17 protein-coding genes are annotated in these 14,766 nt (G+C 31.8%); 4 read left to right on the top strand and 13 right to left on the bottom strand.

Translation table 11 applies throughout. The features are described from left to right. Positions 1-56: 56 nt before the first annotated feature. The gene (locus DFR85_RS13675) at positions 57-428 is read left to right on the top strand and encodes a hypothetical protein (RefSeq protein ID WP_110269161.1); all 372 of its coding nucleotides are present in this window, start codon (positions 57-59) and stop codon (positions 426-428) included. 12 nt (positions 429-440) lie between these two features. On the opposite strand, the gene DFR85_RS13760 is transcribed toward DFR85_RS13675, so the two are convergent. The 5 genes from DFR85_RS13760 to DFR85_RS14435 form a co-directional block, all read right to left on the bottom strand. Continuing rightward, positions 441-1,196, bottom strand: coding sequence for a sulfite exporter TauE/SafE family protein (locus DFR85_RS13760; protein ID WP_110269162.1), 756 nt, complete (start codon positions 1,194-1,196; stop codon positions 441-443). A gap of 23 nt (positions 1,197-1,219) precedes the next feature. After that, on the bottom strand, positions 1,220-1,915 hold the full coding sequence (locus DFR85_RS13770) for a phosphorylase family protein (RefSeq protein WP_110269163.1): 696 nt from the start codon (positions 1,913-1,915) through the stop codon (positions 1,220-1,222). A 131-nt stretch (positions 1,916-2,046) separates the two neighbouring features. Further along, entirely contained in the window at positions 2,047-2,868 is an 822-nt protein-coding gene (locus DFR85_RS14035; RefSeq protein WP_246252954.1) for an ABC transporter permease, read from the bottom strand. After that, entirely contained in the window at positions 2,850-3,764 is a 915-nt protein-coding gene (locus tag DFR85_RS14285; RefSeq protein ID WP_110269164.1) for an ABC transporter ATP-binding protein, read from the bottom strand. Before DFR85_RS14285 ends, DFR85_RS14035 begins: the two co-directional genes overlap by 19 nt. A 42-nt stretch (positions 3,765-3,806) precedes the next feature. After that, positions 3,807-4,208: a transferase gene (locus DFR85_RS14435; protein WP_110269165.1), complete on the bottom strand. Its 402-nt coding sequence runs from the start codon at positions 4,206-4,208 to the stop codon at positions 3,807-3,809. Positions 4,209-4,333: 125 nt separating this feature from the next. Here DFR85_RS14435 and DFR85_RS14535 point away from each other — a divergent pair, with 125 nt between their 5' ends. Together DFR85_RS14535 and DFR85_RS14560 are read left to right on the top strand one after the other, a co-directional pair. Further along, positions 4,334-6,016: an MFS transporter gene (locus DFR85_RS14535; protein WP_110269166.1), complete on the top strand. Its 1,683-nt coding sequence runs from the start codon at positions 4,334-4,336 to the stop codon at positions 6,014-6,016. After that, complete coding sequence (locus tag DFR85_RS14560; RefSeq protein WP_162582518.1) at positions 5,940-6,347, top strand: MarR family winged helix-turn-helix transcriptional regulator; 408 nt, start codon at positions 5,940-5,942, stop codon at positions 6,345-6,347. Before DFR85_RS14535 ends, DFR85_RS14560 begins: the two co-directional genes overlap by 77 nt. Here DFR85_RS14560 and DFR85_RS14635 read toward each other — a convergent pair. The 4 genes from DFR85_RS14635 to DFR85_RS14960 form a co-directional block, all read right to left on the bottom strand. Continuing rightward, positions 6,336-7,028, bottom strand: a complete 693-nt coding sequence (locus tag DFR85_RS14635; protein WP_110269168.1) for a TIGR00266 family protein — start codon at positions 7,026-7,028, stop codon at positions 6,336-6,338. The two genes, DFR85_RS14560 and DFR85_RS14635, sit on opposite strands and share 12 nt — an antisense overlap. 149 nt (positions 7,029-7,177) lie before the next feature. After that, entirely contained in the window at positions 7,178-8,956 is a 1,779-nt protein-coding gene (locus DFR85_RS14725) for a hypothetical protein (RefSeq protein ID WP_110269169.1), read from the bottom strand. A gap of 4 nt (positions 8,957-8,960) precedes the next feature. After that, positions 8,961-9,485 (bottom strand): hypothetical protein, encoded by a 525-nt coding sequence (locus DFR85_RS14880; RefSeq protein WP_110269170.1) that lies wholly within the window; start codon positions 9,483-9,485, stop codon positions 8,961-8,963. 205 nt (positions 9,486-9,690) lie between these two features. Then, positions 9,691-10,677 (bottom strand): alcohol dehydrogenase catalytic domain-containing protein, encoded by a 987-nt coding sequence (locus DFR85_RS14960; protein ID WP_210433925.1) that lies wholly within the window; start codon positions 10,675-10,677, stop codon positions 9,691-9,693. Between the two features lie 237 nt (positions 10,678-10,914). On the opposite strand from DFR85_RS14960, the gene hsp14 reads away from it, so the two are divergent. Then, positions 10,915-11,295 carry an archaeal heat shock protein Hsp14 gene (hsp14, locus tag DFR85_RS15845; RefSeq protein ID WP_110269171.1) on the top strand — a complete coding sequence of 127 codons (381 nt, stop codon included), beginning with the start codon at positions 10,915-10,917 and terminating at the stop codon, positions 11,293-11,295. A 4-nt stretch (positions 11,296-11,299) separates the two neighbouring features. Here the strand turns inward: hsp14 and DFR85_RS16170 are convergent, their stop codons facing one another. Genes DFR85_RS16170 through doxD form a run of 4 tightly spaced genes read right to left on the bottom strand, consistent with a single transcriptional unit; the run spans position 11,300 to position 14,628 of the window. Beyond that, complete coding sequence (locus tag DFR85_RS16170) at positions 11,300-12,760, bottom strand: ABC1 kinase family protein (RefSeq protein WP_110271719.1); 1,461 nt, start codon at positions 12,758-12,760, stop codon at positions 11,300-11,302. A gap of 37 nt (positions 12,761-12,797) precedes the next feature. After that, positions 12,798-13,529, bottom strand: coding sequence for a DUF929 domain-containing protein (locus DFR85_RS16175; RefSeq protein WP_162582520.1), 732 nt, complete (start codon positions 13,527-13,529; stop codon positions 12,798-12,800). A gap of 44 nt (positions 13,530-13,573) precedes the next feature. Then, a complete protein-coding gene (gene doxA / locus DFR85_RS16180; protein WP_110269173.1) occupies positions 13,574-14,074 on the bottom strand; it encodes a thiosulfate:quinone oxidoreductase small subunit in 501 nt (166 codons plus the stop codon). 5 nt (positions 14,075-14,079) lie between these two features. Further along, positions 14,080-14,628, bottom strand: coding sequence for a thiosulfate:quinone oxidoreductase large subunit (gene doxD / locus DFR85_RS16185; protein WP_110269174.1), 549 nt, complete (start codon positions 14,626-14,628; stop codon positions 14,080-14,082). Positions 14,629-14,766 lie beyond the last annotated feature (138 nt).

Raw genomic sequence — 14,766 nt, forward strand, 5'->3', positions numbered from 1 at the left:
ATTCTATTCTAAAGTTTATAACAAAGATTTAAATGTGATTAATCAAAGAAGTAGTTATGTCATCAAATCTAGATCCTGTTCAAATAGCAAAGATGCCATTTACTGAAAGAAACGATGCTATTATGCATGCATTTAATTTATTATTAAACTTAGATGATAAAAGCAAACTGGAAGCATTTAAAGGTCTTTTAACTGCCTTGGGCACTAAAGCAAAAGATGAAGAATATATAAATTGGTGTGATTCTACACTGAGAGTACTTTCAATGTATCCAGACGATGTTATAAAGGCAGTTCTTTCACTAAGAATGAAAGCAGTTTCTGAGCTTCCAAAAGAACTTCAAGAAAAAGATCAGAAAATGGTCACTCAAGTTTTAAACGGATTAGATCCATCTATAAAAGAAAAGATATTAAAAGAAATGAAAAGTTAATTTTTTCTATTTTCAAATTATTCTAAATAATTCACTTATTGACGTTATTACAAATACACTACCCAGAAATATATATATTGTTGAAGGTCTCATTTTATTAGCTAATCTTGCGAAGAAATAGCCCGAGATTAAAGCTGTTATTCCTATAGTTAATGAAGCTATCATGTCCACTTTTCCTGCAAATGAATATGCAGTAGCCCCACTTATTGCTGATAATAACATAGCTAAGGTTGCTGTTCCTATCATTCTTTTTACGTCTATAGAAAATAAGAGCATCATTACAGCAATGAACATTATGCCACCGCTTGCTCCTAAGGTTCCCGTAACTATACCTATAAGTAAGCTTAAAATCGGAGCAACTACGTAAGAAGCAGTTTTTAAGTTCATACGCTTAATATTTAACTTTGGATTTCTAGACCTTTTGAAAGATACATATGCCATATATGCAGTAAATATAGTAAATACTGACTCTAATCCTTCTTCAGGGGTTATAAATGCTATTGCTGAACCTATTTGAGCGCCAACTATTGCGCCTATTCCTAATATCATTGAGATTTTCAGATCAACATTCTCATGCTTAAAATAAACAAAAACAACTGACAACGTAGTTATTACATCAACTAATAAACTTGAACCTATGGATTGCTCGAAGCTTAAACCTAGATAAGAGAGTGCTGGTACTACTATAAGGACTCCGCTGGATCCGGTTATTCCAGTCAAAGCGCCTACAGCTATACCTATAATAATTAGAATGTAAATTGGGATCATATCTAAAAAACCAAAAAATGGATTTAAAGACTTTCCAAGATTGCTTGAGCTATAGTCTTTTCCTTATTGCTAATCTCTTCCTGAGATAATGACTCTCCTGTTATTCCATTCCTATAAATTAGATGTATCGAAACAGTTTTAAAGTTCATTAGATTTCCTAGGAAATAAAGACCTGCACCTTCTAATTCTACTGCTAAATGATTTCTTGATGATAGTTTTTCCAAGTAATCTTTAGTATGAGTAAATAATGCATCGCTAGTAAATACATTTCCTACTCTAACCTCTAATGATTTTTGCTTTAGGTTTCCCACTACTTTATTTAATAGATCATAGTCTGGAGTTAGTGCATAGCTTGTAAATTCTCCGTTTAAATATTGATAGAAAGTTCCTCCTAAATTATAGGAATATCCTATTGGTACCACTACCTGACCCGGTTTTACGTCCTTTAATCCTGTTGCGGAACCAAATCTTACTATTTCTTTTACTCCTAAGTTATACAAATCATGGGTTACTAGGGTTAATGATGGTATTCCTATTCCGTGAAATACTACACTAACTTTTTCTCCCTTATAGTTACCAACATACGTGTAGTAGCCCGCGAATTCACTAACTTGTTTTGGATTATCTAATAAACTAGTTACAGTTTTCATTCTTTGTAAATTACCTACTATAATTGACTTTTCTCCCAGATCTCCTACATTTGCAGTTATTAGAGCCATAAAAACGTGTAGGTAACAATGTTATATATATATCTAACTAAAAACTTTAGCAATGTTAATCTTTTAATATTGTAGGAGTATAGTAACTTATAAATAAAGTTTGAAAAGTTTTATGCATTTTACTGATTTTTTCAATATTCGCCTAAAGTTCCTTTTATTCTAGCTTTTTTAAATGCCAACTTGAATGCTAAAATGCCAAGTGGAAGAAGTATTGCATCAAATATTGCAAGAATTAGGAGTTGAAAAGCCACTTGAGGTAATGAAGCCCCTTCTAACATGGTTTCTCTTAAAGTTTCTAAAGCCCATGTCAAAGGAAGAACGTAGCTTACTCCTCGTATAAATGATGGAATCACAGCTACTGGGAAAACTACTCCAGTCATTAGCGTAGTGAAAGTTGAAAAGAAGAATGATATTGGATTTCCTTGTTTTATTATCATAGTAAATGCTCCAGATAAGAAAGCTAAACCTAAGGTAGATAGAATTAGCAATATTATTACTAATAATGATGCTAAAATATCTATATGATAATTTACGCCCAAACCTAAACCTACACTTAAAATAACTAGAGCATTAATTGTATTTATTGTAAATCCCCACATTGAGGAATATAATAAAAAAGACGTAACTCCAGATTTTGACAAAACATAATACTCAATTGTTCCATAAAGTTGTTCGTTCCTTATCCTTTGACTCACAGTAGTTATAACTGATGAAACGTAGCCTTGAAATGCTAAACCGATTACAAAGAAACTCGTATAATTTGAAACTCCAATTTTTGATACAATACTATTCCCTAATGATGTACCTACAAAATAGTATGTAAATACTGGTAATGTCCAAGATAAAATAGTTAAAATTACTTGTGTTTTATAAGAAGTCCATATCTTGAATCCTCTTATATATATAAAAGCATAAAGTTTTGCGTAAATATTAGCTACTCTTTTGCTTTCCACGATCTTCTCACCCTTTCCATTCTAATAGAATCTTCTTCATCGCCTATCATATATGCATAAACATCGTCTAAAGTAGGTTCTACTTCTCTTATATCTTCAAAATACTTTAATTTTTCAGTTTCTTTTTCTGGTAACCTTAGTACAGGTTCTCCTACAAGACTTATTGCATATCGTTCTAATCCTCTAGGTATTTCCCTAACTTTTACTTCTACAACTTTTCCTAGTTTAGATTTTAGTTCCTCTGCATTTCCTTCACATATAATTTTTCCTCTCTTTATCAAGATTATTTTATCGGCCAATTCTTCTACTTCCTTCAAATAATGTGAAGAGAAAAGAATAGTTTTATCCTTAAAATTTTTTATTACATTTCTAAATTCTCTAGCAGATAAGGGATCTAATCCTAACGTAGGTTCATCCAACAATATTACTGGGGGATCAGTAATTAAAGCACGAGCTAATGCTAATTTTCTTTGCATTCCAGTACTAAATTTCATATATTGAACATTCTCCCATTCAGAAAGATTTAACATTTCTAAAACTTCTTTAGCTCTTTTCTTTGCTTCTGTTATCGATAATCCTTGTAGAGAAGAGAAAAATAATAAATTTTCCATTGCTGTTAGTCTATAATAAAATTGTCTTTCGCTAACGCTTACTAAACCTACGAGTTCTCTTACCTTTTTCTCTTCCCTAGTGACACTGTGGCCTTCAATGAATGCATCTCCAGAAGTAGGAATAACTAAAGTAGAAAGTATTTTTATCAAAGTTGTTTTGCCTGCTCCATTATGTCCTACTAATGAGCCTATTCCACTTTTTAATGTGAACGAAACATCAGATAATGCACTGACTTGCTTATTCTTAAGCTTATAAATCTTAGTTAACTTAATAACGTCTATCAAAATAATTCACCAAAAACATTATTTTTATCAGTAATTAAGTATTTAAACTTTTGTATTAGTCTTTTTTAAAGGTGGAATAACTCCCTTCTGTTTAGCAATTTCTTCCAAAATTTTTATCTGATCTCGATGAAATCCAAGAAATATTCCTTTCCCTTTACCTCCAACATAAAGATTCCCCTTAAATTCCAGTTTTATCTCTGGTATTTCAAGAATCAGAATATGATCATAAATAGGAATCTCTACTTTATCCTTCCATTCAACTTCTGGATAAACACTATGTCTAGGTCTTATTAACCCTCTTATTTTCTCTCCTTCTATATCAATATGGGTAACCCTAGCTCTATTATAACCCCTCACATGTAAGAATAATTTAGATTCGACTTCTTTGCCATCAAGCCAAACTTTACCTTCTATCGGTATTTTCCCAGAAGGCTTTGCTTCCATATCATAAAAAGACGTTTCGATAATAATATTCTTATAAGTTTGCTTGTATTGTTACTTCCCTTTCTAAAAATATAATGATAAATACAAAGAAAATCTTAAAAAGTGGTTCAGTTCCGAATTAATTTATGGAAAGCAAATGGATAGCATTAACAAACACTACGATTGCAATATTCATGGCTTTTGCAAATTATAATATGATAATAATAGCCTTACCAGCTATATTTCAGGGTATAGATTTTAATCCTACTAATCCGAGTGCTATAGCTTACTTACTATGGTTAATCTTAGGGTACATGATAATAACTTCCTCCTTTGTAGTAACGTTGGGAAGAATTTCTGATTCTCTAGGTAGAGCTAAACTCTACACAATAGGATTAGTGATTTTTACTATAGCTTCAGCTCTACTCTCAGCAGTAACAACTAAAGGAACAACTGCAATTTTAGAATTAATAGTTTTTAGACTACTTCAAGGAGTAGGTGGAGGTTTCTTAATGGTTAATAGTGCAGCAATTCTAACAGATTATTTTCCTAGAAATGAACTAGGAAAAGCTTTAGGTCTTAATCAAGTAGCAGGATTAGTAGGAGGAATAGCAGGATTAATTCTAGGAGGAGTCCTTTCTGCTATAAATTGGAGATTCATATTCCTTGTTAATGTTCCAATAGGAGCTTTTGCTGCTATATGGTCATATAGAACTTTAAAAGATATAGGACAAAAAAGAAAAGGTAAGATAGACATCAAAGGAAACATTCTATTTACAGGTTTTATAACTCTCTTTCTAGTAGCTATATCTTACATGCTTATTCCTTATGGTGGATCTCAATTAGGTTTTGGAAATCCTATTGTATGGATAGGTTTGCCAATATCTTTAGCCATGCTTATGGCATTTATATTTGTAGAAACTAAGGTTAAGGATCCAATGTTTAATTTATCCTTATTTAAGATTAAAGATTTCTCAATAGCTAACTTAACAAACTTAACAGCTTCATTAGTTAGACAGGGTATAACAATATTGTTTATATTATTATTAGAAGCTATATGGCTTCCATTACACGGATATTCGTTTTCTTCAGTACCTTTTTGGGCAGGAATTTATCTAATACCTAATTTAGTAGGATTTGCAATATTTGGCAGTTTAGGCGGATATTTATCTGACAGATATGGATCTAAATATTTTACTTCTGGTGGATTATTTATATCAGCAGTTGGATTTGCAATATTGTATTTCCTACCCTATGATTTTAATTATACAATATTTGCTATTACAATATTCATAATAGGAGGAGGAATGGGATTATTCAATTCTCCGAATATGGCAGACATAATGAGTTCAGTACCTATAAATCAGAGAGGCGTAGCTTCAGGTATGAGAGCTGCTTTAGGCAATACAGGCTCCACTGCCAGTGTAGCTATATATTTTGTCATAATTATAAGTGGAATGGCTTTAGCTTTGCCTTCTGCCTTATCTTCTGCATTACATTCTGCAGGAATTTCTAGTGTACCTTATATACCAGCAGCTGTTGCGCTATTTTCTGCACTATTAGGGTATGATCCACTTTCCTCCCTAGCCGCTAAATTACCTCCTTCAGTAGCAGCACAAGTTTCTCAGCCTTCGTTCTTTTCTGACGCTATTGCTCCAGCGTTTATGGCAGGATTTAAAGAGATAGTTCTGATTTCCATAATAATTCTTATAGTGTCTGGAGTACTTTCTCTTATAAGGTCGGGAAATAGAATTGGAAGCGTTGGAGAAATGGGAGGAAATCCTCAAAGGGTTCAGGAATCTCAGGAGATTACTTCAAAGAGAAGCTGAAAAATACGGTTATAGTTCGACAGAGATACAAATATTATATCAATTACATATAAAACCTAGAAATATTACTGAATTATCAGAATTAATAGGTATAGGAAAATCAAGTGTAACGGAAATAATAGAAAAAATGGAAAAAAGAAATTTAGTAAAAAAGATAAAAAATGAAAATGATAAGAGATACACTATTATAAAAATAACTGAAGAAGGAGAAAAGGCGCTAGAACAAACCAGAGAAGAATATAAAAAGATATTATCATCAATTTTGGAGAGAGTAAACGCAGAAGAAGTTATAAAATTTTTTGAAGAAATAGAAAAAGAATTAAATAGGTAGTTGAAAACCACCCTGCTGGCCAGATGGTAAGAAAGGTATTAATGCAGATGCTAATTGTTCAGCAGTTAAGCTATGTATCCATACTCTACCGGGTCCTTGTAAAGTTACAAAGAATAGCCCCTCATGAGCAAATAATAACGATCTTAAACCTCCAACCCTAGATACAGAATATTGCATGCCTTCTTGAAATGCCATCAAATGCGATGCCTCAACTTGTATGATTTCTCCTGGAGCTAGATCTTTTATATATAATCCACCATAAGAATGAATAAATAGATTACCATTACCGTGGAATCTAGCTAGGAATAATCCTTCTCCTCCTAATATTCCTACTGATAGTCTTGCCATTTGGCTATCGTAATTTACTCCATCTTCTGCAAAAAGAAAAGTATGAGATTCTGCAATTATACCTTGTCCATTTAAAGGTATTTGAACTATTTTTCCTGGAAATATACCTGCAAATACTGCTTCACCTGGACCATTAAGTTCTGTAACAAAAAATGTTCCTCCTGTAAGTTCTCTTTTTAATGCTCCGAATAAACCTCCTCTCATTTTAGTTTGCATATTTACAGAAGCAGTTTTCATAAGAAGATGTCCCGCATCTCCAAAAATTTTTTCGCCGGAATTTAAATAAACCTTAACGTACTGTATATCCTGGCCTACAATTTGATACTGTGGCATGCTGTAAACTTAAATGAATAAGATATAAACTTTTTTATTATGATATCTACCTAACATTAAAAAGTAAGTTCTAAACAATTTATAAGCTTTAGTTACATAACTAACCAAGTTTTAGGTCGTAAAAATAGCTTCTTATTTTATAAAAAAGTTTAATCACTTTGAGGATAAACTATTGGTGGACTTTGGACCGGTAATACGAAAGTACCAGACGTTAAATACCCTATATTACTGTAGAATTCTAAGTTAATAGTTTCATATGTTGGAGTAATAACAAACATATTCTGTTGAGTTTTTAGTATATTACTAAGAGACACTGAAGAGAATAGTTGTTGCGGAATAGAGACTATAAGCGTACGATTAACTGATTCTCCAGGTGAAATATTAATGCTTAGTGGAACCTTAACTAGTCCTATAAATTCACCAGACTGAGGACCGCTAGAACCGCTTAAAGAAAATACAAAATATTCATCAAAACTTACATACGCATAATATATCTCTATCGTTTTATTTGATGGATTTGATATAGCGAAATTAAATTTAACAGTTATTGGAGTTTCAACGAAGAAGGATGAAATTTGAGGCTTGACTATGATATTTTCTTCTTTATAAACAGACAATTCCATAGAATTGGAGCTATATATCCCTGAATTGAAAGTACCATTTATTATCCCAGCAAATTCACTAAACCCAGCATTATTAAGATTAAGATTAAAAGGACCTATATTACTAACAATATTACTAACACTAATATTACCTTCCATATTTCCGTCAAACTCTGCATGATAATTAAATACATTAGATTCAGGGTTTTCTATAATAATTTTACCAACAGCAGATCCATTTATATAAGTAGTGAAGTAGCTAATTAGACCAAGAAATCCATAATAATATGATGGAGTAATAGAAATTATACCTTTGCCTTTAATAATAGTAGCACTAGTGGCATTAATAGTCAAAGACTTAATTGCAGTACCGTTTATTGTTCCATCAAAATTCGACAGAGATATCATACTACCTAAAACAGTCATAGAAACACTGCCATTAACTACTAATGTTGGTTGTTGCGAACTTAACAAACTTGGTACTAAAGTTATATTTCCATCAAACATTCCATTTAATGTCAATTGAGAGTTACTACTTAAATCAAAAATACCGGAGATACTTCCGTTAATCTCTAAAGGATTGCTTTCAGGATACATGGATCCGCTGTAATAAGAATTAATATAGAAGAAAGAACTTTCACTAGAAGGACATAATTCTCCACTATATAACGTTAAGGTGTTTCCATATTCTGCCATAAGTGCTTGAAGGGGAGCCGTAGAGTTTATCGTAAATTGAGGATTTTGTAAAACCTTAAAACTATTAGGATTTAGCGAAACAATTCCTGCTGGCTCTGTTTCATACGTTGTTAATATTACTGTATATGGAGGTACTGCTATAATATTACCAAGATTAGTGACTACTGCTATCGCATTATAGTTACCTGATACGGGTATTTTAACTGAGTCATAGCCATTAAACTTACTATTTATATTTGTTTCATTTATTACTATATTTACATTTTTATTTATTACAGTCCATTCATTTTTAGAGTTTAGTCCTAATATAGTTTTAATTACTAACGGAACAGATGGATTATTTTGGAGAATAAGTACATAAAGTTCGGAATTATCGTATACTAAACCAAAATATTTAGGAGTTATTGAGCCCATAGCATTATTAGAAGATAATTGCAGATTATTTCTAATTACTGTTATTTCACTTAGTTGTTGTTGTGAAGAAGTTTCATATATTTGCGCGTTGGCTTGAGCCATATCACTTGATGTGGGTATAGAAAAAATCATATACGATAATGGTATTAATATAACGATAACTATCAATAAAACAAATAGCATTGCTATAACAGGAGAAATGGCTTTTCTATTCATATTCTCACCCAGAAATCCATACGTAGCCTATTCTATAGTACTGCCCATTAAGATTTACAATAAACCATAATATCGCGTTCTCCCCATTTTTTAAATATATAAACTGTACAGAATTGGAATGAGTAGAGTAAATATAGGCATTACCATTATATAATACCGAACCAGAATCAGAATATACTACAATAGGTCTGTAAGAACCAATAGTATAATTAACATTAACCCAACCTTCCGATTGTAAAGGTGTAACATAAGTTTGAGAATTTTGAAGCGAGCTACTTACTTGAAACGCAACTATATACAAGGCTATATTGTAACTAGGAATAAACGGATATATAACGAAATTTATACCACTAGAATTTGAAATCTGTAATTCTCTTATTTGAAGTGACATGCTAATTTCTTGAGCTTGTTTAATATTATTAATATTTGAGGCTTGAATTCCGAAGTATCCACCAAATAAACCTAAAGCTATAAGTCCAATTATAATAGTCGCTATTACAAGTATGAAAGTAGATATTATATTATCCATTTACTTTCACCGTAGTCTATGTATTTTATAGGCGAACATTCTATTTAAATCTATTAGATAAAATAGTTACCATATAAAACCGCCAAAATGAATTATTATCTTAAAATAAAAGGAAAGGTAATTTATTAACAAGACAAAATATAAAATTATTTGGTACGATATTTTCTACATATAAATTATTATCCCTATATTCATAAATTGAATTTTATATAGAAATTAGAATTCTACCTTTTCTCTCTTTAGAAAATAAAGACAACAGAGCTTCTTTTCCATTGCTTAATGGAAATTCCTTCCAAACGAAGGATTTGCATTTATTACAGATTTCTGTTAATTCTCTAAATTCTTCGAAAGTTCCTCTAACAGTACCTATAAATGATATATGTCTAAGATATGCTTGCGTTAAGTCTATTGTAACTTTATTTCCACTTAATGTGCCGAAGAAAACCATTTTACCTCCTTGTTTCAATAATCTAAGTCCTAAATCCCAATATTTACTTCCCAGAGGATTTACGACAATATCTGCCATCTCACCATCAGTTATATTCTTTACTGCTTCCTCTACCTCAGTATACGTTACTACATTACTAGAAACTTTCAATTCATTATTAGTAACAGATACTACAATCCCTCCCATAATTTCAGCTAATTGTGATGCGAAAAGTCCAGCATTTCCTGAAGATCCAAAAACTACTACTACGTCTCCTTTTTTTATCCTTGAATATTTTAGTGCATGATAAGAAGCTAATGCAGATATTGATAATGCTGGCATGATCTCCCAGTCTAGATTTGCTTTAATTACGTTCCTTGCAGGTACTTTAACATATTCAGCATATCCTCCATTTTCATCTATTCCTATTCTTCTTCCCGCTTTGCATAACATTTCTAACCCTCTTTTACAATAGTTGCAATTTCCATCGAAAGTTCTTGTATATACAGCGACTTTGTCTCCTTCTTTTACATTATTAACGTTATTTCCTACTTCCTCAACTATTCCAGAAAACTCTGAACCCGCTATATGTGGAATAGGATTTACCTTCATAGAGGAAATAGTCATATAATCAAGCTGAGTAACTCCAGATTTTACTATTTTTACGAGAACTTCGTCATCTTTTATCATAGGCATATCGACGTCAGAATATTTCAAATTCTCTATTCCATTCTTATCGAAAACAAGGGCTTTCAAGTTCCTCACGATCCTCTAAAGTGCATTCTATGATAAGGTCTGCTTTTTTTCTTTTTGAATTTACCGTTCACTAGTTTCTTTAATATTGAGATTTTAAAAGATTTTTTCTTTTTAATAGATCTTTAAATGTGTAAATTAAGTAGAAGCTTTTTAACTTTGTTATTCATTATATATTATTATGAGACTACTTAGATGGTATTTAATATATAAAATATTGGCTTTCTTCATGAGAAGAGGTGGTAGAAAGTGAGTTTTTCAGGAATAGTAAAGAAAGAAATAACAAAAAGAGTTGAAGATTTAACTAGAAGTTTTTATGAATCTGCGTTGCCTCCTGTTGATATTTATGAAGAAGGGGGTTATTTAATAGTAGTAGCTGATTTAGCAGGCTTCAATAAGACAAACATACATGCAAGGATTACTCCTCAAAATGAGTTAGTAATTGAAGCAGATAGAGAGATAAGCGAGACAGGAACTAAATATCTAACGCAAAGACCTAAAAGTATAAGGAGAGTAATATCCTTACCAGTAGCTGTTAAAAAAGACGGAGAAATAACAGGAAAATACGAAAATGGCGTATTAACATTAAGATTCCCTGTAGAGGGATCAGCTACTGTAAAAATAGAATGATTTTTTAGCCTCTTTTTAATACTACTCCTAAAATAGCTAAGAGAATAGATAGGATAGGTTGCTTAAAAGCAATATATAATATAATTGACAGTACTATAATTGCAATAGGCAATGTTTCATATTTTTCCTTTTTTGGTTTTTCGGGTTTCTCTAGTAACGAGAGTCTGAATTTCCTTATAGCATTAGATAATGTATCCTTAACCTCGTCTATCATTGCTGGAAATACTAGTCCTTCATCTTCAATTAAATCTACTAATCTCTCAAAAAAATTAAAATCAGGATCTATTTGTGTACATGTTCCTCCTAAAGTAGACGTCATTCTAACATAGAGAACCATCTTTTCTGGCAATCTAAGCGGAAATCTATAGAATACCTCGTTTGCTGCCTGTATAAATTCCTCTACTTCCAACGTTTCTGGAGTAACTCCTTGAAACCCTTTTAAAAAGAGTTCTATTCCTTTAGCTAAAAGCTCTCTATCTGCTTCTGGTTGCACAGCATTAAGTTCCTCTAATACTCTTACTAAACCTACACCATCAAGTCTTATTAATGCAGTATATGCTCTTATTAGCTTATTTCTGGTATCCTTATCCATTCTTCCTATCATTCCAAAATCGTAAATTACTATGTTTCCCTCGTCATCAACTGCAATGTTCCCTGGGTGCGGATCTGCATGAAAATACTCTTTTTCTAAAAGGAGAACCATGAAAATTTTAAAGACCCTATAGGCCAAATAGGAGGGTTGAATAATTTTTTTAGCTTCTTCAGACGTTACTTTATGTGCCTTTATATATTCCATAATTAATACTCTTTTTGTAGCGAAATAAGGTTCCGGTACTCTAACATCTGGAAATTCGCTAAGCTCTTCCTTAATTTTTTTCATGTAAAACTCTTCTTTAGTGAAATCCATTTCCTCAAAAATTCTTGAAGAAAAGTCATTAACTATTGCCTTAAAACTCTCGTAGAATGATTCATCAAATAAAAATCTTAAAAATGGCAATAGCCTTTTTATTACTTCAACATCCTCTTTTACAACTTCCCTTATTTTAGGTCTATTCACCTTAAAGACTACTTCATTACCTTCTTTAGTCTTAGCTAAATATACTTGTCCTATACTTGCTGAGGATATAGGCTCATTATTAATTTCAAATTCATTAATTTTTTCTCCTAGATCCTCCTCAATTTCTTTTTTAACTTCTTCCCAAGGAGACGGAGGTACTTGATCTTGTAATCTAGAAAGAACCTTTAAGTAAGGTTCAGGTAAAACATCGGAATGAACAGAAATCATTTGACCCATTTTTATGAAAGCAGGACCTAAGGAAATTAACGCATTAAGAAGCTTTTCCGCTTCTTTTTCCATTTCCTTATCATCTAAACTTTTTCCCTCAAGCATCAATTTTCTATAATGTCTAATCATCAAAACACGTGGAAATAATTTCGTAGCTACCTCAATAGTTCTCTTAAGCATAAAATATGTATAACAAAGAAAGTAAAAGAGATTTGCATTAATCCAAGGTTTCTTCAAGCTTTTCATAATAAGAATAAATACTGCTAGGTACATTTCCGCTGTTTATGTCTTTTAGAAGGCTAGTAGAATTAGTAGAAATCGATAATATTTGCCCTGGAGTAAGAGATGAAGGATATCCTATCAACATCCATGTTCCTTTAGGATCAGTTATAATAAGTACTGTAGCTATATGCGGAGGATTTCCAGAATTAACTACTGATAGCATAAATCCTGCTAAGGGCTCATTAACTTCGTATTTCTCCACTAAAGAATATACCCATTCTGGCGTTTTATTCTTTATAATCTCTAGACCGTATTGAACTAAATTCGTAATCTTAGTACCATTAGGAGTTGCATTAAGGTACTGATTATAAAGATAAATATAATGAAATTGTATAGAAGAATTTGATGAGAAATTTGTAAATATTAAGCCTGGCACGGGTTCACCAATATCCGATTCAAAAATAGAATAATGCGGTTGTACACTAACATTTCCATAATGTCTTAGCATAACATATAGGGGCCAAGATAATGTAGCTCCATAAGGACATCCATACCAAGATATGAAATATATTTCAGTCGAATTACCTGCAAAATCTCTATTCGCTACCTTAACCAAATGGTTTAGTGGATCAGGCATAAATAAAGAAATAACATTCCCCCAATAACTAAAAAGAATTATAAATATAATTGCAATAGCAAAAACTATAGCAGTAATACTTCTTCTCATAATAGCACCATATTGATAAAAAAGAAATATAAAAAGAAAAAAAATTAGCTTATAGTTATTGTTGCAGTAGCCCATCTACTTGGACTTATGGCTGGAGTTACTAAAGTTATTTTATAAGTCCCTGGAGATAAGTGAACTGGAATTATTAGTTGGAACTGTGCCTCGCTTCCTAATATTATTACAAATCCAGAGTAACTATTTACTGAATCTTTCTTATTCTCGTTCCATGGTGCTTGTATTATCTTTACTGTATCATGATATATCTCTGATGAGTTTAGGGTTAATGAATATGTAGAGTTACTTATTATCATCATTGTTCCAGATGCCGGATAAGCGTCTGGTCCATCTATATCTGTTATGTTCAATATTATCTCAGTTCCATTAGATACTGGATATGCATTAGCATATGTAATATCGAGTTTAGGTAATTTCGAATTATTAAATAATGGTCCTACTACGTTACCATACGACCACTGACCTGTTCCTAATATCCAACCAGCAATTAATATTGCGAAAATTATTCCAATTATTACTGTTCTTTCCATTTATATCACCATAATTTGATCCATTTAAGTATTGGAACGTTTTTAGCTAATGGCCTATCTCCAAATTTCTTATATAGGAAATAATCTAAACCAAAAACTCTACCTGGTGCGGTAAGCATTAGAGTTACAGCGCCTGCAGTTAATAATGCTCCTATTTGCCATTCATCTTCACATGTTGATCCTAGCCAGTATGCTGGAGCAAATCCTACAGCCATACCTAATGCTCCTAATGACGCTAACCTAGTCAATAAACCAATTACTATGAATAATCCTACTATTATTTCTACGTAACTGAATATAGTTAAGAAAGTTACATCAAACGCTTTGTTTTCTAGTGTGAATAATAATAATCCTTTGAATGGGCCTGCATGTGGTAAAAAGTTTACTAGCTTTCCACCTACGAAAGACGCTGAATTAGGATCTAGTTTTGCTGGTTTTAATACTGCCTTTCTTAATCCGCCGTCTAGATACATCCAGCCTACTGCAAATCTTACTGGCCATAAGTATTCCATTCTTGTACTATTGCCAGCGTGAAGCATTTCTTTTCCTGCCATCTAATCACCAAATTGAAAGTATCTATCAGAAAGTTTATAAAATTTTCTTTAATTGACTACATTAGTTAATATCTAAGTACTTTTTATAACAAAGATATATATAAGTATTCATTAAAACTTTTACTTATTAAGAAAAAT

This window comes from Acidianus brierleyi (genome assembly GCF_003201835.2).
Taxonomy (GTDB): Archaea; Thermoproteota; Thermoprotei_A; order Sulfolobales; family Sulfolobaceae; genus Aramenus; species Aramenus brierleyi.